We start from the raw sequence: 19715 nt of genomic DNA, 5'->3' as shown, positions 1-19715 counted from the left end.
CGACAGTGCGCGACGCCCCGGTGGGCTGGGGTGAGCGGGACGACGGCTCGCCGGGCGCGCGCTCGTCCCGCCGCGGGTCACTCCTCCTCGGAGGCACCGCCCTCGGACTCGCCGCCCTCGGACTCCTCGCCCTCGGTCTCCTCGCCCTCGGCCTCATCCTCGGACTCCTCCTCGACCTTCGGCACCTGCACGCCGACGACGAGCAGCTCCGGGTCGTTGATGAGCTCGGCACCGGCGGGGAGGGTGACGTCGCCGGCGAAGATCTGGAAGCCCTCCTCCTGGCCGTCGACGGAGACCTCGATGTTCTCCGGGACGTTGAGGGCGTCGACCTCGATGGTGAGGTTCTGGAGATCCAGCACGGAGATGGCCGGGGGCACCGGCTCGCCGGTGACGGTGACGGGGACGTCCACCTGGACCTTCTCGCCGCGCTTGACCAGCAGCAGGTCGATGTGGCTGATGATGCGGGTGAGCGGGTGGCGCTGGATGTCCTTGAGCATGCCCAGCTCGCTGGAGCCGTCGGGCAGGACGAGCTCGAGCAGGGCGTTGCTGTTGCGCGCCGCCAGGGCGGTCTCGTGACCCGGCAGCACCAGGTGCATCGGGTCGGACCCGCGGCCGTAGAGGACGGCGGGGATCTTGTCCTGCTGGCGGATCCGGCGGGCGGCGCCCTTGCCGAAGTCCTCGCGCAGCTCGACGGAGAGCTTCTCGGCCATGGTGTGGCTCCTCGGGGATCGGAGGTGGTGGCGAGGGTACGCGCCACCGGGGCATCCCGAGGGTCGTACCGCGTCGATCACGGGAGCCGCAGCTCCCCTCGCCGAAGTACCCCGACATCGTAGCGCCCCGCCGGTGGGCCGTCAGCAGTCCGGGACCGCCCGGGGCTGCGAGGTCGATCACGGCCCACGCATGCGCCGAGGCGGCGGAACCGGAGTTCCGCCGCCTCGGGGGGGCAGCTCCGCGGCCGGAGGCCGGGATGGTGCGTCGGGGACGCCGCCGCGCTCAGTAGCGGGCGACCTTAATAGCTCAAAAGCGGCTGCCCGGGCCGCGGGCGTGATTTCAGGGGTTCCTGCTAATGGCGGCGCCGCACGCAACTGCGAGCAGCAGGACGGGCAGGCTCGGCCGTTCGTCGATCGCGGACGAGAGCGTGTCCGACGACAGCCGCGCAGCCGGCACCGAGCAACCGGTCGACCCCATGCTCCCGCAGTGGATCACTTGCCAAATACCCCCGGGGGGTATAAAACTGAGGGGAGCAACGACAGTTTCCGCCGCTGCTGCACCCTCTGATGCGAGGAGTACCTCATGAGCCCCGAGACACTTCGACCCCTGCCGATGGCTTCCACCGGCTGTTCCTGCTGCGCCACCGCCCCGGTGGAGGACCGCGCCGCTGCTGAGGCGACTGCGACGTCCGCGGCCGAGACCACGACGTACCCGGTGCGGGGCATGACCTGTGGTCACTGCGCCGACAGCGTGACCACGGCAATCACCGTTCTCGAGGGCGTGGAGGAAGTACGGATCGACCTGGCGCCCGGTGGGATCTCCACCGTGACCGTGGCCGGAGCTGCCGCACCGGCCGCCGTCCGCGCCGCCGTCGCGGAGGCCGGCTACACCGTGGCCGACGCCTGACCCACCCCGGCAACACCCAGCCCCGTCCGGGGCCTTGCGGAAGGGACACCATGAGCACCCCCACCACCACCGCCACGACCACCCGGTTACCCCCGAACCCGACCACGCCGGGCACGACATGGCCCAGCACGGGCATCACCGCGGCACGGGCCCACACGGCCCGGCGGACGCTCCGCCGGGCGGGGACCGTCATGGCGGCTACGATGCCGAGCAGATGGCGCACGAGGGGCATGCCCTGCCGACCGCCACGCACACCGGCCATGACATGACCGGGCACGGTGAGCACGACATGACGGGCCACGAGCACCACGACCCGCACGCGGGGCACGACATGTCGGGTCACGGGGGCCATGCGGGTCATGGTGATCACGTGGGGATGTTCCGTCGGCTGTTCTGGATCATGCTCGTCCTTGCTATCCCGACGGTACTGCTGAACGGGATGTTCGCCGACCTGCTCGGCTATGCGCTGCCGGACGCGGCCTGGGTGCCGTGGGTCTCGCCGGTCATGGGCACGGTCATGTACCTGTGGGGCGGTCGACCGTTCCTGACCGGAGCGATCGAGGAGATCCGGGACCGCAAGCCCGGCATGATGCTCCTGATCGGGATGGCGATCACGGTCGCCTTCGTCTCCTCGCTCGGCGCCAGCCTCGGACTGCTCTCCCACGAGCTCGATTTCTGGTGGGAGCTCGCCCTCCTGATCGCGATCATGCTGCTGGGCCACTGGCTCGAGATGCGCTCCCTCGCGCAGACCTCCTCCGCGCTGGATTCCCTGGCCGCGCTCCTGCCCGACCAGGCCGAGAAGATCGAGGGCGAGGACATCGTCGCGGTTTCCCCGGCCGAGCTGCAGCTCGGAGACGTCGTGATCGTGCGACCCGGTGGCCGGGTCCCGGCCGACGGGGAAGTCATCGATGGTGGCGCCGACGTCGACGAGTCGATGATCACCGGCGAGTCCAGCCCCGTGCGTCGCGAGATCGGTGATCAGGTCGTCGCCGGCACGGTGGCCACGGACAACGCGCTGCGCGTGCGCGTCACCGCGATCGGTGAGGACACCGCCCTGTCCGGCATCCAGCGCCTGGTCGCCAACGCCCAATCCTCCACGACCCGGGCCCAGCTGCTCGCGGACAGAGCCGCCGGTTGGCTGTTCTGGTACGCGCTGATCGCGGCGATCGTCACCGCGATCGTGTGGACAGTCGTCGGGGTGCCCGAGAGTGCACTGGTCCGCGCGATCACCGTTCTGGTCATCGCCTGCCCTCACGCGCTAGGTCTGGCGATCCCGCTGGTGGTGTCCATCTCGACCGAGCGGGCCGCGAAGGGCGGCGTCCTGGTCAAGGAGCGCGCCGCCCTGGAGCGGATGCGCACCATTGACACCGTCCTGTTCGACAAGACGGGCACGCTGACCAAGGGCGAGCCCGCCCTGAACCACGTCACCACCGTCGGCACCCTGGACGAGGACGAGCTGCTCGCGCTGGCCGCCGCGGCCGAGGCCGACAGCGAGCACCCGCTCGCCCGGGCGATCGCCGCCGCTGCCGCGGAACGCGGACTCGACGTGCCGCGCGCCACCGAGTTCCAGTCCACCACCGCAGTCGGCGTCAGCGCGACCGTGGACGGGCGCACCGTCCAGGTCGGCGGACCCAACCTGCTGGCCGAGCACGGTCACCAGCCGCTGCCGGCGACCGGGTCGTGGTCGGCCGACGGAGCGATCGTCCTCCATGTCCTCCTCGACGGGCAGGTCACGGGAGCGATCGGCCTGGCCGACGAAGTGCGCCAGGAATCTCGCGAGGCCGTCGACGCCCTGCATGAGCTGGGAATCCGCGTCGTCATGATCACGGGCGATGCCCAGCCCGTTGCCCGCGCCGTGGCCGGCGAGCTCGGTATCGACCAGGTCTTCGCCCAGGTGCGCCCGGAGCACAAGAGCGAGAAGGTCCTCGAGCTCCAGCGCGACGGACGAGCCGTGGCGATGGTCGGCGACGGCGTCAACGATGCCCCCGCCCTCGCGCAGGCCGACGTCGGCATCGCGATCGGTGCCGGCACCGACGTCGCGATCGCCTCCGCCGGCGTGATCCTGGCCTCCGACGATCCCCGCTCGGTGCTCTCGGTAATCCAGCTCTCCCGTGCCAGTTACCGCAAGATGAAGCAGAACCTGTGGTGGGCTGCCGGGTACAACATCGCCGCCGTTCCGCTGGCCGCCGGTGTCCTGGCGCCGATCGGGTTCGTGCTGCCCATGTCGGTCGGCGCGATCCTGATGTCGTTGTCCACTGTCGTTGTGGCCTTGAATGCGCAGATGCTGCGCCGACTGGATCTGACCCCTGCCAAGAGCGCGGCGCGCCTGGCCGGCCGCGAGAGCTCGACCTCGGTGTCGACGACCCAGTCTTCGAGCCGCGCGGGCTCGGCCAGCTCCCGGTCGGACTCGAGCAGGACCTCCACGGCGCCCAGGAACGGAGACCAGACTGGAGCCCATGAGGAGTGAATCGGCTCGAGTTGCAGCGACGGTTCTCGTTGTCGAAGACGAAGTCGCGCTCTCGGACGTCGTGCAGGCATACCTCGTGAAGGCCGGCTACGCCACGGGGAGCGCGCGAAGCGGTCCGGAGGCGGTGGAGGTAGCCCGCGCCTTGTCACCGGACGTGATCATCCTCGATCTCGGCCTGCCTGGCCTCGATGGCTTGGAGGTGATGCGGAGGATCCGCGCCTTCTCCGACTGCTACGTGCTGATCACGACGGCGCGATCAGAGGAGGTTGATCGTCTGGTGGGACTGTCGGTGGGCGCGGATGACTACCTCACCAAACCGTTCAGCGTGCGTGAACTTGTCGCCCGGGTCCAGGCCGTGCTGCGGCGGCCCCGCGGCGAGCCCGGGACCGCGCCTTCGGGCACGGTGCGCGCGTTCGGAGAGCTTGAGATCGATACGGCCGCCCAGGAGGTGCGGCTCGCTGGCCAACCAGTCCCGCTGACCCCCACCGAGAGGGGACTGCTTATGACTCTGGCCCGTCGGCCGGGCCAGGTCTTCAGCCGCCACCAGCTGATGGAAGCCGTCTGGGGTGGTTCCTGGATCGGAGATGACCATCTCGTCGATGTGCATATTGCCAACCTGCGACGAAAACTGGACGAGACAGCGGGTTCGGCACGGTATGTCACCACGGTCCGCGGTATCGGGTACCGGATGGGGAAGGGGTGAGGGCGTGACTGATCCCCGCTCATCGGCCAGAACGATCCGCCCCGGCACGAGCCTCGCCTCACGTTTGATGATCGGCCAGCTCATCGTGCTGTGTGCCGGCGCCGTCAGCATCACCGCTCTGACGGTGATGATCGGACCCGCCGTCTTCCACTATCACCTGCTCCAGACTGCTCTTCCGGTGGGCAGCGCTGAGATTCTGCATATCGAGCGCGCCTACCGTGACGCTCTCGCCCTCGCCCTGGGGGTCGGACTGGTGGTCTCCCTCCTAGCGGCAGGCCTGGTCACCTGGAGACTGGCGCGACGACTCCGGCAGACGCTCCACCGCCTCACCCTGGCCGTGGACGAACTCTCCCGAGGCCACTACTCCACTCGGGTGCCCGCCCTCGGCGCGGGAACCGAGCTGGACTCTCTGGCCGCCACGCTCAACGACATGGCTGCACGCCTAGATGCCGTCGAAGAGAATCGCCGCCGGCTGCTCTCTGACCTCGCCCACGAGCTACGTACTCCCATTGCTACTCTCTCGGCACATCACGAGGCGATGGCTGATGGTGTCATCGAGCCGGAGGCGGCCATGCCCATCCTTGCCGGTCAGACCATACGCCTGTCCCGGCTGACCGACGACATCAGCGAGGTGTCCCGTGCCGAAGAGGGACAGCTCCCGGTCGAGCTGCGGCCAACGTCGGTCCGCGACCTGCTGGGCTCAACACTCCAGGAATGGGAGGAGAGGTTCGAGGCAGCGGGTGTGGCATTGCGACGAGATTTCGTTATGCGCCGATCACCGATCATTCACGCCGACCCGGACCGCCTCGCCCAGGTACTCGGAAACCTCCTGAGCAATGCCCTGCGGCACACCTCGCCCGGAGGCACCGTCACGCTTTCGGCCACGATGGAGGGCGGCACCGTGGTGATCTCTGTGGCGGACAACGGCGAGGGTTTCACCGCCGAGGACCGGTCACGCCTGTTCGAACGTTTCTTCCGCGCCGACAGCGCTCGCACCCGTGAGGACTCCGGGTCAGGTATCGGTCTGACGATCAGCCGCGCCCTGGTCGATGCGCACGGTGGAACCATGTCCGCAGCCAGTGAGGGGCCCGGACAGGGAGCCACCTTCACCATCCGGCTTCCTGGAGCGACCGCTGACCGCTGAGCCCGCCGCGCACGGAGGGCCGCCCCTTAGACGATCGTGGTGAAGTTACCGACTCGTACCTGCAGCAATGCCATCCACTGCTCCCACACCCCGGAGACCAGCAGCAGCCCGATGGTGATCAGGACGGACCCGCCGACGATCTGCAGCGTGCGGCGATGCCGGGACAGCACTCTGGAGATGCCCAGGGCTCGCCGGAACACGAGGGCGAAGAGGATGAACGGGACCCCGAGCCCGATCGCGTAACCGAAGGCGAGGAGGGCGCCGCGGCTGGCAGAAGCCTCCCCGAGGCTGAGCGCCGCGACCGCGGCGAACGTCGGGCCGATGCACGGGGTCCAGGAGAAGCCGAACGTGATCCCAAGCAAAGGTGCGCCGGCGAGTCCGGCATCGGGGCGCTTCCGGATCCGTTTCTCACCCGAGAGCCGGGGGAAGATCCCCACGAACACCAGGCCCATGAGGATGACCAGCACCCCGGAGATCCGATTGATCGCGCTGGTGTACTGGACGATCAGCGCCCCGATCGCGCCGACGAATCCGCCGATGACCAGGAATACCGCGGTGAACCCGGCGACAAACAGCACCGCGCCGGCGACCAAACGCCCTGGACGCTCACCCGGATCGCTGGGACTGCGCGGGCTGGTGTTCTGTCCGGTGAGGCCGGTGATGTATCCGAGGTAGCCAGGAACCACCGGCAGCACGCACGGGGAGAGGAACGCGACCAGACCGGCCACCATCGACAGCAGGAGCGCCACGGCCAGGGGCCCACTCAGCACGGTGGTGGCGAACATTTCACCCATCAGGCACCCTCCTCCAGCACGGCGTCCAGGAGACTCTCCAGGGTGCTCTGGTCGGCCGCGCCCGTGATCCGGGCAGCTACTCGCCCTTCAGCATCGAGGATCAACGTCGTGGGGACCGCGTTGGGCGAGACGCTGCCGTCCATCGACGCGATCACGGCCCCGTCGGGGTCTGGGATCGATGGATAGGTGATCCCGAAGGTCTCCTCGAACGCGGCAGCCGGCCCGGCCTTATCTCGGGTGTTCGCGCCCACAAATTGCACGCCCAGGGAGCCGTATTCGGCGTGCACGGCCTTCAGCGCCGGCGCTTCAACCCGGCATGGCGGACACGACGCATACCAGACGTTGATCAGCAAGGGTGCACCGCGCAGCGCCGTGGAGTCGAAGTCGTCGCCGTCGTCGGTGGTTCCCCGAATCTCCAGAGGATCGGCGCGTCCCTCCGGGGGGATCTCGACGACGACACCATCGCCGGAGACGTACCCGGCGTTCGCCTCGCTCGCGGCGTCCGAAGAACTGCTGCACGCCGCAAGAAGGGGCGCGAGGACGAGCAGGCTCCCGCCCAGTCGGAGCGTGGTCCGACGACTCAGGCGTGGTGTCACGCTCCGCCCAGTTGGGCTGACCACCGAATGCCAGAAGGCGGACCGGGTGCTTCACCTGCTCACGTCAGCTGGAGACTGGTCAGACAGGTCAGATCATCCTCCGCCTGGGTCGAGATGGACGCGGTCCCTGTGACGTCCTCGAGGGCGCACGTGAGCTCGGCGGTGATCCCGCGCGGCAACCAGAAACCGACAAACCCGTTGTCGTGCGTGGTGCGAGTGCCCTCCTCAAGGACCTCGCCCGAGCTGCTGTCGACCACGCTCACGGTGAGCTCGCGGCTGCGCAGTTCTCCGCGGCACGTGGTCAGGCTGTGGAAGGCGCACTCGTGGGTGGTCTCGACGAACGGGGCCACCGACAAGTAGAACTGGTCCTCGGGAAGGGGCAGCTCGGCCTCGCGCCCTGCATCGTCACTGAGCTGAAGGGATGTCGCGGTGACGCTGGCGATCAGGTTCTGCGGTCGCTCAGCCACCGGGAGCGCTTCAAGCTGGTCGATGATCTCCTGTGCGTCGGCGTCAGCGAACCCATGTTCCCGGAGCAGGTCCTCATCTCCCGTGACGGGAGCGTCCTCAGCTCCGCGGATCCCACAGCCAGCGACCACGAACGGGAGCAGTCCGACACCGATCAAGAGTGATCGTCGGGGCAGCTGGCCGATCCCGCGGCGGGATCCACCGCCGGAGGGACCCAACGCGCTACGCGGTCTTGCCGGGGAGTTCACTGGAGGGGCTCGATCTCGCTCTCGACGACCCACTTGTGGTTCGTCATCATCATCCCGTCGGCCTCGAAGTCGACCATGTACACGGTCTCCTCGGTGGCACTGTCGATGGTGGCCTCAGCACCCTCCATACCCGCCATGTGATCGGCGATGATCACCACCTCGGTGCCCTCCGCCAGCGGTGCCTCGCCCGGGTCCTCGAGCTCCTCGTGAACAACCCACTTGTGGTCGGTGACCGGATCGCCACCATCGGTCGGGGTGAAGCTGACCGCGTACGTGGTGGTGTCGAAGGCACCGGAGATCGTCGCCGTCGCGCCCTCCATGCCCTCCATGTGGTCCGCCGTGAGCGTCACCTCCGTGCCGACAGGGAACTCGGGATCCTCCGCCGGTGCCATCCCCTCCGGTGCCGGGCCACCATCCATCGGATGCTCCATGCCCCCGTGGCCGCCACTATCGGACGCTTCGGACGTCTCGGCCGCCGCCGACCCGCCCGAGGTCTGACCTTCGTCAGACCCGCTGTCAGTGCATCCGGCAAGCACAATCGCACCGGTGACGACGACCGCCGCGAAACGACCGAAAGAGCGACGAGAACGCATGATTTCTCCTAGCCAGAGGACATTTTGCACGAGCCTAGGACCCCCAGATCAAGGTCCCCTCAAGATCACGTCTCGATGTCTTGAGCACAGCGCTGACCAGTCTCTTCGTCCTGCCTCCGAACGCACGGTCCACTCGCTTCCGTCTCTCGTGATGGCCTGACTATCGTCGTCAGGGCGGGCCGCTATCCGCCGGTCCGTTCGGAGCGAGAAGGAGCAGAACCATGACCCATCACGTCGCATCCATGCTTCAGACCTACCCCAAGGACCTCGGCAGCATCGACCAGCAGAAGCTCGCTGAGTGCATCGAGGCTTGCTTCGAGTGTGCCCAGACCTGCACCGCCTGCGCGGACGCCTGCTTGGCCGAGGACATGGTGGCGGAGCTGACCCAGTGCATTCGCCTGAACCAGGACTGCGCCGACGTCTGCGCGACGACCGGTCGGGTCCTGTCCCGTCAGACGGGCACCAACGTTGCCCTGAACCGTGCTCTGCTCGAGGCGTGTCGGGCAGCGTGCCGTTCCTGCGCCGAGGAGTGCGAGAAGCACGCCGGCATGCACGAGCACTGCAACGTCTGTGCCGAGGCCTGCCGACGCTGCGAGAAGGCCTGCGCCGAGCTGCTCGCCTCGATCGGCTGACACCGCTGCCTCTGCACGTAGAGGGAGCCCCGACCGGTGGTCGAGGCTCCCTCTACGCTGGCGTCGTGGCGTGCTGTCAGCGGAAGGTGACGAAGGTCGGCGAACCCCAGATGGTGCGCTCGCTGACGGAGCCCTTGCTGTTGCCGGCGTCGATCACCGTGTTGCCGCCCGCGTAGATTCCCAGGTGGCTCGGCCACACCACGAGGTCACCCGGCTTAGCCTCGGACTTCGAGATCGTGGTGCCGGCCGCCTCCTGCTGCGACGAGGTGCGAGGCACGGCGATGCCGGCCTGCGCGTACGCGTACGAGCTCAGCCCCGAGCAGTCGAAGCTGACACCCGGCTTGGAGGTCCCCCACGAGTACGAGACCCCGACCTGGCTGCGCGCGGCGTCGACGATCGCCTGCTGAGAGTTCGTCGCAGAGTGCGCCGGAGCCGGAGCAGACGTTCCGCCGGTAGAGATCGAAGCGCCCCCGCCGTTCAGTGCACCGCGGGTCTGCGGGCCCACCCTGTGCGTCAGGATGGGGTGAGACACCAGCACTGCTGACCTTCGCACTGCCCGGGGCGAGAACGGACCAATACTGAGATGACGATGACGGTTGCTGACGTCGGCACCGATGATGGGGCTATGGCTCCTCGTGCTGACCGGCCCAAGAGGCGGACGTTCACCGCCGAGTTCAAAGCGGCGATCCTGGCCGAGTACGACGCCGCGGACCGCTCTGGGCGGGGGGAGATCCTGCGCCGGGAGGGCCTGTACACCTCCCACATCATCGAGTGGCGCAAGGCCGCGGCCGCCGGCTCGCTGTCCGGGCTGGGCAGCAAGCCGCGGGACCGGCGCGAGCGGGAGCTGCAGGCGCTACGGGCCCGGGCGGAGAAGGCCGAGGCCGAGCTGGCCAGGACCAGGGCGGCGCTGGACCTGATGGGAAAGGCACACGCGCTCTTGGAGACGCCCTCCGAGAGCGCGGACAAGCCGCCGCGGTCGCCGCGGTGATCAACCCGGCCGTCGACGGGCTGGCCGAGCACGTCGGCACCGCGGCTGCAAGGAATCCGGGGCTATGTGAAGAAGCGGCGGGTGCGGACCACGATCCCCGAACCGTCTGGCCAGAAGTACCCCGACCTGCTCAAGAGCGACTTCACCGCCCCGGCGCCAGGGCTGCGCTACGTCGGCGACATCACCTATCTGCCGATCGCCGACGGCACGAACCTCTACCTGGCGACCGTGATCGACTGCTACAGCCGTCGGCTTGTCGGGTGGGCCATCGCTGACCACATGCGTACCGAGCTCGTCGAGGACGCGTTGAAGGCCGCCTCCGCAACCCGGGGCACCCTCAAGGGCAGCGTATTTCACAGCGACCACGGGTCGGTCTACTGCTCGAAGGACTACGCCAAGCTCTGTCGCAAGCTCGGCGTCACCCAGTCCATGGGCGCCGTCGGGTCCAGCGCGGACAACGCGTTGGCCGAGTCGTTCAACGCCACCATGAAGCGCGAGGTTCTCCAAGACGCCGCCTGCTGGAGCAACGAACTGGTCTGCCGCCGGCAGGTCTTCAGGTGGCTCGTCCCCTACAACACCAAGCGACGCCATTCGTGGTGCCGCTACGTCCCGCCGGTCCTCTACGAGACCGGCAACACCGCTACGCTGCCGACGGCTGCGTAATCACACCCCGTGTCCAAGATCCGGGGGTAGGGCCCGTCGGTGTGACGAATTCCGTCTGGCAGACCGCAGACATGTTCCACAGGACCTTCATCCCGTATCCCCAGCGTTTTCCCATCCGTTCATGGTGGGGCCACCGGAACCGCTTGGTGCGGTCGAGCAGCCGTGACCAGCCCGAGGGCGATGACACCACGAGGACCCCGCAGCCTCGTGGGGAGGCTGCGGGGTCCTCGAGCAGGGGCGGTCAGGGACGCGGTCTCGGTGCAGCGCGCCGCGCCTGGGGAGGCGCCGCGGCGCCGCGGGCTCAGACCTCGCCGTCGAAGAGGCTCGTCACGGAGCCGTCGTCGAACACCGCGCGGATGGCGCGGGCGATCAGCGGCGCGATCGACAGCTGCGTGAGGCCCTCGAACTGCTTCTCCGGCGGGATCGGCAGGGTGTTCGTGCAGATGACCTCCCGCAGACCGGCGGTGCGCAGACGCTCGGAGGCGGGGTCGGAGAAGATCGGGTGGGTGGTCGCGACCACCACGGAGTTCGCCCCGTGCGTCTTCAGGGCCTCCACGGCCTGCACGATGGTGCCGGCGGTGTCGATCATGTCGTCGACGAGGATGCAGGTCTTGCCGCTGACCTCACCGATGACGCGCTTGGCCACCGCCTGGTTCGGGCGCTTCGGGTCACGGGACTTGTGGATGAACGCCAGGCCGACGCCGCCCAGGCGCTTGGCCCACTGCTCGGCGACACGGATGCGGCCGGCATCCGGGGAGACGACCGCGATGTCCTCCTGGCCGTACTGCGTGCTCACGTAGTCGGCGAGGATCGGCAGCGCCATGAGGTGGTCGACGGGCCGGGCGAAGTAACCCTGGACCTGCGGGGCGTGCAGATCAACGGAGATCATCCGGTCCACACCGGCGGTCTCGTAGAGGTCCGCGACCAGGCGGGCGGAGATCGGCTCACGGCCGCGGTGCTTCTTGTCCTGACGGGCGTAGGGGAAGCTCGGGGCGATCGCGGTGATGCGCTTGGCGGAGGCTCGCTTCAGCGCATCGATCATGATCAGGTGCTCCATCAGCCAGGTGTTGATGGGGGCGGGGTGGGACTGCAGCACGAAGGCGTCGGTGCCGCGCACGGACTCGCCGTAGCGCACGTAGATCTCGCCGTTGGCGAAGTCCCAGGCGTCCATCGGGAGCACCTCGACGCCGAGCTCCTCGGCCACCTCCTGGGCGAGGACCGGGTGGGCGCGGCCCGTGGCGAGGACCAGTCGCTTCTCTCCTGTGGTGACGATGCCGCTCATCGGTTCTCCCGCTCCTCGGTGTCGGTGGTGCCGGCGTCGGTGATGCCGGCGTCGGGGGTGCTGCCGTCGCCACGGCCGTTCGTCTGCGCGGTGAGGGCCTGTCGGGCCGCCTCGTCGGCAGCGGTCCCGCCCCGGCGACGCGCGGTCCATCCTTCCACGTTCCGCTGCGGTCCGGCGGAGACGGCCAGGGCGCCCGGGGGCACGTCCTCGCGCACCGTGGTGCCGGCGCCGGTCGCGGCGCCATCGCCGATGGTGACGGGCGCGACGAGCGTGGTGTCGGATCCGACGCGCACGTGCCGGCCGACCACGGTCCGATGCTTGTGCACGCCGTCGTAGTTGGCGGTGACGGTGCCGGCGCCGAGGTTGCTGCCCTCCCCGATCTCCGCATCCCCCACATAGCTGAGGTGCGGGACCTTCGCGCCGTCGGCGATCTGCGCGTTCTTCGTCTCGACGAAGCCCCCGATCTTGCCCTTGCGGCCGAGCACGGTGCCGGGTCGCAGGTAGGTGAACGGCCCGACGGTCGCCTCGGGCCCGATCTCGGCGAGCACGGAATGGGTCCGCACGACCTCCGCTGCCTGACCGACCGTGGTGTCGCGCAGGGTGGAGTCCGGGCCGATGACCGCGTCCTGCGCGATGCTGGTGGCCCCGAGCAGCTGCACGCCGGGAAGGATCGTCACGTCCTGACCGATGGTGACCTCGGTGTCGATCCAGGTGGTGGCCGGGTCGACGATCGTCACACCGGCGCGCATGTGGCGCTCCAGGATGCGGCGGTTCAGTTCCGCACCGAGCTGCGCCAGCTGCACCCGATCGTTGGCGCCCTCGACCAGGATCGCGTCGTCGGTGACGCTGGCGCGGACGCTGCGGCCGTCCTGGCGGGCGATGCCGAGCACGTCGGTGAGGTACATCTCGCCCTGGGCGTTGTCGGTGCCGATGCGGGTCAGGGCGTCGCGCAGCACCTCGAGGTCGAAGGCGTAGATGCCGGAGTTGATCTCGTCGATGGCGCGCTGGGCCTCGGTGGCGTCCTTGTGCTCGACGATGCCGAGCACCTCGCTGCCGTCCTCGCTGCGCAGCACGCGGCCGTACCCGGTGGGGTCCGCGATGTGCGCGGTGAGCACGGTGACCGCGGCGTGGGTGCTCTCATGCTCGGCCACCAGGGCCTGCAGGGTGGGCGTATCCAGCAGCGGCACGTCACCGTAGGTCACGAGCACGGTGCCGGCGGCGGCACGGACCTTCTCCAGGCCGCACTGCACGGCGCGGCCGGTGCCGGGGATGTCGTCCTGATCCGCGATGGCGACCTCGGGGGCGGCCTCGGCGAGATGCGTGACGACACGCTCGCGTTCGTGACGCACGACGGCCACCAGCTCCGCGGCCCCGACGCCGCGGGCCGCAGTGATCGCGTGCATGAGCAGCGAACGCCCACCGATCTCGTGGAGGACCTTGGGGGTGGCGGAACGCATGCGCGTGCCGGCCCCGGCGGCGAGCACGATGACGGCGGCGGGTGCGGGAGGGGCAGCGAGGGTCACAGGATCTCCTGGGGGTCGGCTGAGCCGCGGTTCTCACGGCCGTTCCGCCATCAGGACTCGAACCTGAAACATCAGAACCAAAATCTGAGGTGTTGCCGATTACACCATGGCGGATCGCCCGGCGGGCGCGGGCCCGATCCTATCGTCGTCCGCGCCCCGACCCCTGGTGGCCCTGTGCGATCATGCGGCCATGCCCGCCGAGGAGAGACGTCGCGCCCGCACCGCCCGGATGACCGGGCGAGAGCGACGCGAGCAGTTGGTGGACGTGGGCCGCCGCCTCTTCGCGGAGAAGGGGTACGACGCCACCTCCGTGGAGGAGGTGGCCGCGGCCGCGGGCGTGTCGAAGCCGATCGTCTACGGACACTTCGGCGGCAAGGAGGGCCTGTATGCGGTGGTGGTCGACCGGGAGACCGGGACCCTGCTGCGCGCCCTGGAGGACTCCCTGCAGGAACCCCGCGCCCACCCGCGGGTGCTGATGGAACGCGCCGCCCTCGCCTTCCTCACCTACATCGATGAGCACGAGGACGGCTTCAGGATCCTCGCCCGGGACTCCCCCGGTGTCGGCGACGGCGGCACCCTGTCGGTGCTGCTGGGGGAGGTGGCGCGGAACGTGGAGCGGATCCTCGGGGTGCAGCTGAAGCAGCACGGGTATCCCGTGCGGGACGCGGGCATGTATGCCCAGATGCTGGTGGGCATGGTCGCCTACACCGGCCACTGGTGGTTGGAACACCGCAAGCCCGCCAAGGAGGAGGTCGCGGCGCGGCTGGTGAACCTCTCCTGGTATGGGCTCGGAGCCCTGGAGAAGCAACCGCGGATCAGGGCGCAGCGCGCCTCATGACCGGGACGCGGCACTGAGGCGCGGCCTGGGGGGCACTGTCGGCGCACCGCCTAGACTTCCCCCCATGCCCACCCCGCCCCCCAGACGTCCCGATGAGGTCGATCGCATCCTCGCCGGGTGGGAGCGCGCCCGGCCCGATCTCGACACCACCCCCATGGCGGTGATGTCACGGGTGCATCGTCTGGCGCGTCACCTGGAGGCGGCGCGGCGTGAGGCCTTCACCCGCGCCGAGCTCGAGGCCTGGGAGTTCGACGTCCTGGCGGCGCTACGCCGCACCGACGGCGGTGTCGCGAGCCCCGGTGAGCTGCTGCGCTCGACCCTGGTCACCAGCGGCACCATGACCACGCGTCTCGACAAGCTGGAGCGGAGGGGCCTGGTGCGCCGTGAACGTGATGAGCGCGACCGTCGCAGCGTGCGGGTGCACCTGGAGGCGGCGGGCGCAGCCGCAGTGGACACCGCGATCGAGGGGCTGCTCGCAGCGGAGCGAACGCTGCTGGCGCCGCTGGGGACCGCGGAGGCGACCGCCCTCGCCGGGGCGCTGCGCGCCCTCCTGCTGCAGTTCGAGGACGACCCCGTCGAAGGATCCTGATGGCCCATCTGCTCGGCGCTGAGGCGCTGCATCTCGCCCTGCCCGATCGTGTGCTGCTCGACTCCGTCACCCTCGGTATCGAGGACGGCGATCGCATCGGTGTCGTCGGCCGCAACGGTGACGGCAAATCCACCCTGCTGCGGCTGCTGTCGGGGCAGGCCGCGCCCGATTCCGGCCGCGTGACCGTCCGCAACGGCGTGCGGGTGGGAGTGCTGCGGCAGCAGGACGAGGCCACCGCCGACACCACGGTGCGGCAGCGTGTCGTCGGTGACCGGCCCGAGCACGAGTGGGCCGGTGACGCCCGCATCCGTGACGTCCTCGCCGGTCTGCTCACGGGGGTCGACCTGGAGCAGCCGTTGCAGGCCCTGTCCGGTGGGCAGCTGCGCCGCGTGCACCTGGCGTCGCTGCTGGTGCAGGAGCATCACGTGCTGTTCCTCGACGAGCCGACGAACCACCTCGACGTCGAGGGCATCGCCTGGCTCGCCGAGCACCTGCGCCGCCGCTGGTCGGCCCGGTCCGGCGGTCTGGTGGTTGTCACCCACGACCGCTGGTTCCTGGACGAGGTCTGCACCCGGATGTGGGAGGTGCACGACGGAGTGGTCGACCCCTTCGAGGGCGGCTATGCCGCGTACGTGCTGCAGCGGGTGGAGCGGGACCGGCAGGCCGCCGCCGTGGAGGCGAAGCGCCAGAACCTCCTGCGCAAGGAGCTGGCGTGGTTGCGTCGCGGGGCGCCCGCCCGCACCTCGAAGCCGAAGTTCCGGATCGACGCCGCGAACGCGCTGATCGCCGGGGAGCCGCCGGTGCGCGACACGGTGGAGCTCACACAGCTGGCGACCAGCCGTCTGGGGCGGCAGGTGATCGATCTGGAGGATGTCACCGCCGGGTACCCGTCGGCCTCCGGGGATCCGACGGTGGTGCTGCAGGACGTGACGCTGCACATCGGTCCCGCCGACCGCATCGGGGTGCTCGGGCCGAACGGCGCCGGGAAGTCGACCCTGTTGGCCCTGATCACCGGAGACCTGGAACCGCTGGTCGGGAGGGTGCGACGTGGCACCACGGTGAGCGTGCGGCAGGTCTCTCAACGTCTCGAGGGTCTGCAGGACCATCTCGAGGAGCGCGTCAGCGAGGTCGTCGGCCGGTATCGCACCGCGTATCGCGCGGGGAAGGATGAGGTCTCGCCCGGCCAGCTGCTGGAGCGGCTCGGCTTCACCGCAGCCCATCAGAAGGTGCAGGTGAAGGCCCTCTCCGGTGGTCAACAGCGGCGGCTGGACCTGCTGCTGACGCTGCTGGAGGAACCGAACGTGCTGGTGCTCGATGAGCCGACGAACGACATGGACACCGACATGCTCGCGGCGATGGAGGATCTGCTCGACACCTGGCCGGGGCCGCTGATCGTCGTCTCCCACGACCGGTACCTGCTGGAGCGGGTGACCGATCTGCAGTACGCGGTGCTGGACGGCCGGGTGCGGCACCTGCCCGGTGGGGTCGACCAGTACCTGCAGCTGCGGGCGCAGGGAGCGGGGACGTCCGGGCCGTCCCCGAGCGGGGCGTCGACAGCCTCCGGTGACGGGGGGCTGTCGGGGCGCGAGCTGCGGGACGCACAGAAGGAGCTCGCGGCCCTCGAACGGAAGATGACGCGTCTGCGGGACCAGGTGGCCACGGCGAAGGCCGACATGGCCCATGTGGATCCGACAGACTTCGAGACCCTCGCGGCGCGGATGCGGGAGATCAGCGGCTGGGAGGACGAGGCCGATGCCCTCGAGGAGCAGTGGCTGGAGCTGTCGCTGCAGGTCGAGGGCTGAGCACGCCGCAGCGGGGCCGCCCCCGCCGCGTCCCCCTTCGGGCCCCGTCTACTCCTCGCTGATCACCCGGGCACCGGGAGCGGAGCCGGTGGTGGTCAGACACTGCTGCGCCACGCCCTCGGCACGCAGGAGGGCCGCCAGCTGCGCGGCATGGTCAGCATCCCCGGCGAGCACCGCGATCGTCGGCCCGGACCCTGAGACCAGCGCCCCGTAGGCCCCGGAGCCCTCCGCCAGCTCGCACACCGGCGCGAGGCCGGGGCGGAGGTGGAACGCCGCGGCCTGCAGATCGTTGTGGAGCGTCTCCCCCAGCAGGGCGACGTCCGCGGACCGCAGCGCCTGCACCTGCCGGTCGTCGGGCTCGGGCACCGCGGCCGGCTCCCGTCCCGCCTGCCGGACGAGCTCGTCGTGCGTGCGATACACCTCGGGGGTGGACAGGTGTCCCCCGGGCACCGCGAGCACCCAGTGCCACTCCCCCGTCACCAGCAGCGGGCTGAGGTCGTCGCCGTTGCCGCGTCCCAGGGCGGTGTGGCCGGTGAGGGCGAAGGGCACGTCGGCGCCGAGGCGCCCGCCGAGCTCCCGCAGCGCGGCGGGTTCCAGATCAAGCTCCCACAGGCGGTTCAGGGCGACCAGGGCCGCGGCAGCGTCAGCCGAGCCGCCGCCCATGCCACCCGCGACCGGGACGGTCTTGTCGATGTGCAGGGCGGCTCCGGCGGTGATCCTATGCTCCTGCTGCAGCAGACGGGCGGCGCGCAGGGCGAGGTTCGTGCCGTCGGTGGGAACGTCCCCGTCGACATGGGAGGTGACGGTGAGGTGGAGGTCATCGGCGGCCTGCGCGGTGACGGTCTCCATCAGATCCACTGCCTGGAACACGGTGGCCAGGGCGTGGTATCCGCGGTGGTCGACGGCGCCGACGTGCAGGGAGAGGTTGATCTTCCCCGGGGCCTGGGCGACCACGCGCCGGCGCTCTGGGGACATCGTCGTGCTCATCGAGGCACCTCCGCATCGGCGCGGGCGATCTCGAGGAACTGGGCACAGGTGAGGGTCTCTCCCCGGGCGGCCGGGTCGATCCCGGCGGCGGCGAGCACGTCCCCGGCACGCGGGGCACTGCCCGCCCATCCGGCGAGGGCGGCACGCAGGGTCTTGCGACGCTGCAGGAACGCGGCATCCACCACGGCGAAGGTGTGCTCCCGCTCGGCCTCGGTACCCAGTGGCTGCGGGTGACGCCGCACCTCCACCAGGGAGGAGTCGACATTCGGGACCGGCCAGAACACCTGGCGGGAGATCTCCCCCACCCGGCGGGCGGTGCCGTACCACGCGGTCTTCACGCTGGGGGCGCCGTAGATGCGGGAACCGGGACCGGCGGCCAGGCGGTCCACCACCTCCGACTGCACCATCACCAGCGCCGCCTCCAGGGCGGGGAACCGCTCCAGGAGGGTCAGCAGGATGGGGGTGGCCACGTTGTACGGGAGGTTCGCCACCAACCGTGTCGGGATCAGGCCGCGGGGTGTGGCCGGCAGCTCGGTGAGGGTGAGGGCGTCCTGGTGGATGACGCTCCAGCGGTCCTCGGCGACACCGCGGGCCCGGAGCGTGACGGGCAGCAGCTCGGCGAGTCCGCGGTCGAGTTCGACGGCGACCACGTCGGCACCGGCCTCCAGCAGACCGAGGGTGAGGGACCCCAGCCCCGGGCCGACCTCCAGCACGGTGGCGGCGTCCGGCAGGTCGGCGCGCTCGACGATGCCGCGCACCGTGTTGGGGTCGGTGAGGAAGTTCTGGCCGCGCTGCTTGCTGGGGCGGATGCCGGCGGCGTCGGCGAGATCGCGCAGGTCGCGTCCGCTAAGCAGCCCTGGGCTCGGCGCGGCGGTCATGCCGCCGGCCATCCGTACACCTCGGTGGCGGTGGCACGCACCGACCGACAGGCGTCCTCGAGGGTCTGCCCGGTCACCTCGGCGATGGTCTGCATCGTCAGCGGGATCAGGTAGCTGGAGTTGGGGCGACCCCGGTACGGGACGGGGGTGAGGAACGGGGCGTCGGTCTCCACCAGGATCCGGCCGGGTCCGGCCTCCGCACAGCCGGCCCGCACCCCGTCGGAGTTCTTGAAGGTGATGGTCCCGGCGAAGGAGAGGTAGAACCCCCGGTCGACGCATTCCCGGGCGAACTCGGCGTCCCCGGAGAAGCAGTGGAGCACGGCGCGCTCGGGGGCACCGTCGGCATCGAGGACCTCGAGGACGTCGCGGTGGGCGTCCCGGTCGTGGATCTGCATCGGCAGGCCGAGTTCCTTGGCCAGAGCGATGTGCGCACGGAACGCGTCGATCTGGGCGGTGCGGGCCCGTTCCTCGCGGCGGGAGGTGCGGAACCAGTCCAGCCCCGTCTCCCCGACGGTGATGATCCCGGGGGTGCGGGCGAGGTCGGCGATCTCCGCCAGAGCCTCGTCGAGCGGCACCAGGGGCGTGCCGTCGTGGTCGTGACCGCGGGCATGCAGGGCGGCGTCGTTGGGGTGCAGGGCGACGCCCCCGCGCAGGCTGTCGGGACGGGCGGGATCCTGCATCAGGCGGGCGGTCCAGCGCGCCCCGGGCAGATCGCAGCCGATGGTGATCTGGCCGTCGACCCCTGCGGCGGCGGCACGCCGGGCATGCTCGGCGACATCCATCTCCTCGTCGCCGTCGGCGAAGTCCAGGTGGCAGTGGTCGTCGATCACCGGGAACGGCAGCGGGTCCGGGATGGGGGCCAGGAGCGGTCACGCTCACGACCGGAGGAGTCGACCTCCGCGCGGG

The 19715-nt window shown here is 70.0% G+C and carries 21 protein-coding genes, 1 tRNA gene and 1 pseudogene; 11 read left to right on the top strand and 12 right to left on the bottom strand.

Annotated elements, in window-relative coordinates; translation table 11 throughout:
- Window positions 1–77: 77 nt before the first annotated feature.
- Window positions 78–710 (bottom strand): 50S ribosomal protein L25/general stress protein Ctc, encoded by a 633-nt coding sequence (locus tag JSY14_RS11865; RefSeq protein WP_259559365.1) that lies wholly within the window; start codon window positions 708–710, stop codon window positions 78–80.
- A gap of 583 nt (window positions 711–1293) precedes the next feature.
- Here JSY14_RS11865 and JSY14_RS11860 point away from each other — a divergent pair.
- From JSY14_RS11860 to JSY14_RS11845, 4 genes are all read left to right on the top strand, one after another.
- A complete protein-coding gene (locus JSY14_RS11860) occupies window positions 1294–1617 on the top strand; it encodes a cation transporter (RefSeq protein ID WP_017824292.1) in 324 nt (107 codons plus the stop codon).
- 214 nt (window positions 1618–1831) lie between these two features.
- Entirely contained in the window at window positions 1832–4084 is a 2253-nt protein-coding gene (locus JSY14_RS11855; protein WP_432803639.1) for a heavy metal translocating P-type ATPase, read from the top strand.
- Window positions 4074–4787: a response regulator transcription factor gene (locus JSY14_RS11850; RefSeq protein ID WP_259559363.1), complete on the top strand. Its 714-nt coding sequence runs from the start codon at window positions 4074–4076 to the stop codon at window positions 4785–4787. The genes JSY14_RS11855 and JSY14_RS11850 overlap by 11 nt, the downstream gene beginning before the upstream one ends.
- Before the next feature lie 67 nt (window positions 4788–4854).
- Window positions 4855–5931 carry a sensor histidine kinase gene (locus tag JSY14_RS11845; RefSeq protein WP_259559688.1) on the top strand — a complete coding sequence of 359 codons (1077 nt, stop codon included), beginning with the start codon at window positions 4855–4857 and terminating at the stop codon, window positions 5929–5931.
- 26 nt (window positions 5932–5957) lie between these two features.
- On the opposite strand, the gene JSY14_RS11840 is transcribed toward JSY14_RS11845, so the two are convergent.
- From JSY14_RS11840 to JSY14_RS11825, 4 genes are all read right to left on the bottom strand, one after another.
- The gene (locus tag JSY14_RS11840; RefSeq protein WP_259559361.1) at window positions 5958–6725 is read right to left on the bottom strand and encodes a cytochrome c biogenesis CcdA family protein; all 768 of its coding nucleotides are present in this window, start codon (window positions 6723–6725) and stop codon (window positions 5958–5960) included.
- Entirely contained in the window at window positions 6725–7321 is a 597-nt protein-coding gene (locus JSY14_RS11835; protein ID WP_259559359.1) for a TlpA family protein disulfide reductase, read from the bottom strand. The genes JSY14_RS11840 and JSY14_RS11835 overlap by 1 nt, the downstream gene beginning before the upstream one ends.
- A gap of 59 nt (window positions 7322–7380) precedes the next feature.
- Window positions 7381–7917, bottom strand: a complete 537-nt coding sequence (locus tag JSY14_RS11830; RefSeq protein WP_259559686.1) for a CueP family metal-binding protein — start codon at window positions 7915–7917, stop codon at window positions 7381–7383.
- Window positions 7918–8030: 113 nt separating this feature from the next.
- Window positions 8031–8627 (bottom strand): YdhK family protein, encoded by a 597-nt coding sequence (locus tag JSY14_RS11825; RefSeq protein ID WP_259559358.1) that lies wholly within the window; start codon window positions 8625–8627, stop codon window positions 8031–8033.
- Between the two features lie 221 nt (window positions 8628–8848).
- Here JSY14_RS11825 and JSY14_RS11820 point away from each other — a divergent pair, with 221 nt between their 5' ends.
- Window positions 8849–9259: a four-helix bundle copper-binding protein gene (locus tag JSY14_RS11820; protein WP_259559356.1), complete on the top strand. Its 411-nt coding sequence runs from the start codon at window positions 8849–8851 to the stop codon at window positions 9257–9259.
- Between the two features lie 76 nt (window positions 9260–9335).
- Here JSY14_RS11820 and JSY14_RS11815 read toward each other — a convergent pair whose 3' ends face one another.
- Window positions 9336–9572, bottom strand: coding sequence for a C40 family peptidase (locus JSY14_RS11815; RefSeq protein ID WP_259559683.1), 237 nt, complete (start codon window positions 9570–9572; stop codon window positions 9336–9338).
- Between JSY14_RS11815 and JSY14_RS11810 the strand changes: the two genes are divergently transcribed.
- From JSY14_RS11810 to JSY14_RS11800, 3 genes and pseudogenes are all read left to right on the top strand, one after another.
- A complete protein-coding gene (locus JSY14_RS11810) occupies window positions 9541–9666 on the top strand; it encodes a hypothetical protein (RefSeq protein ID WP_259559711.1) in 126 nt (41 codons plus the stop codon). The genes JSY14_RS11815 and JSY14_RS11810 overlap by 32 nt on opposite strands.
- Before the next feature lie 218 nt (window positions 9667–9884).
- Window positions 9885–10247 (top strand): transposase, encoded by a 363-nt coding sequence (locus JSY14_RS11805; protein WP_259559354.1) that lies wholly within the window; start codon window positions 9885–9887, stop codon window positions 10245–10247.
- 42 nt (window positions 10248–10289) lie between these two features.
- Window positions 10290–10910 (top strand): annotated as a pseudogene (locus JSY14_RS11800) (IS3 family transposase); the annotation flags it as partial.
- Window positions 10911–11211: 301 nt separating this feature from the next.
- Here JSY14_RS11800 and JSY14_RS11795 read toward each other — a convergent pair.
- The 3 genes from JSY14_RS11795 to JSY14_RS11785 form a co-directional block, all read right to left on the bottom strand.
- Window positions 11212–12192 (bottom strand): ribose-phosphate diphosphokinase, encoded by a 981-nt coding sequence (locus JSY14_RS11795; protein ID WP_259559352.1) that lies wholly within the window; start codon window positions 12190–12192, stop codon window positions 11212–11214.
- Window positions 12189–13649, bottom strand: a complete 1461-nt coding sequence (gene glmU / locus JSY14_RS11790) for a bifunctional UDP-N-acetylglucosamine diphosphorylase/glucosamine-1-phosphate N-acetyltransferase GlmU (RefSeq protein ID WP_259559680.1) — start codon at window positions 13647–13649, stop codon at window positions 12189–12191. Before glmU ends, JSY14_RS11795 begins: the two co-directional genes overlap by 4 nt.
- Before the next feature lie 108 nt (window positions 13650–13757).
- A tRNA-Gln gene (locus JSY14_RS11785) sits at window positions 13758–13829 on the bottom strand.
- Between the two features lie 76 nt (window positions 13830–13905).
- Here JSY14_RS11785 and JSY14_RS11780 point away from each other — a divergent pair.
- From JSY14_RS11780 to JSY14_RS11770, 3 genes are all read left to right on the top strand, one after another.
- A complete protein-coding gene (locus JSY14_RS11780) occupies window positions 13906–14553 on the top strand; it encodes a TetR/AcrR family transcriptional regulator (RefSeq protein WP_259559350.1) in 648 nt (215 codons plus the stop codon).
- Window positions 14554–14617: 64 nt separating this feature from the next.
- Complete coding sequence (locus JSY14_RS11775) at window positions 14618–15142, top strand: MarR family winged helix-turn-helix transcriptional regulator (protein ID WP_259559348.1); 525 nt, start codon at window positions 14618–14620, stop codon at window positions 15140–15142.
- Window positions 15142–16944 carry an ABC-F family ATP-binding cassette domain-containing protein gene (locus JSY14_RS11770; protein ID WP_259559346.1) on the top strand — a complete coding sequence of 601 codons (1803 nt, stop codon included), beginning with the start codon at window positions 15142–15144 and terminating at the stop codon, window positions 16942–16944. Before JSY14_RS11775 ends, JSY14_RS11770 begins: the two co-directional genes overlap by 1 nt.
- A 48-nt stretch (window positions 16945–16992) precedes the next feature.
- Here JSY14_RS11770 and JSY14_RS11765 read toward each other — a convergent pair whose 3' ends face one another.
- The 3 genes from JSY14_RS11765 to JSY14_RS11755 are packed head-to-tail and all read right to left on the bottom strand — an operon-like array spanning window position 16993 to window position 19639.
- Complete coding sequence (locus JSY14_RS11765; RefSeq protein ID WP_259559345.1) at window positions 16993–17931, bottom strand: 4-(cytidine 5'-diphospho)-2-C-methyl-D-erythritol kinase; 939 nt, start codon at window positions 17929–17931, stop codon at window positions 16993–16995.
- On the bottom strand, window positions 17928–18821 hold the full coding sequence (rsmA, locus tag JSY14_RS11760) for a 16S rRNA (adenine(1518)-N(6)/adenine(1519)-N(6))-dimethyltransferase RsmA (protein WP_259559343.1): 894 nt from the start codon (window positions 18819–18821) through the stop codon (window positions 17928–17930). The genes JSY14_RS11765 and rsmA overlap by 4 nt, the downstream gene beginning before the upstream one ends.
- On the bottom strand, window positions 18806–19639 hold the full coding sequence (locus tag JSY14_RS11755; RefSeq protein ID WP_349773614.1) for a TatD family hydrolase: 834 nt from the start codon (window positions 19637–19639) through the stop codon (window positions 18806–18808). Before JSY14_RS11755 ends, rsmA begins: the two co-directional genes overlap by 16 nt.
- Window positions 19640–19715: the final 76 nt, after the last annotated feature.

Origin of the sequence: Brachybacterium sillae (assembly GCF_025028335.1) — a bacterium.
Lineage (GTDB): Bacteria > Actinomycetota > Actinomycetes > Actinomycetales > Dermabacteraceae > Brachybacterium > Brachybacterium sillae.
The sequence above is the reverse complement of the archived record's forward strand: the minus strand, read 5'-3'. Positions and strand labels throughout refer to the sequence as shown.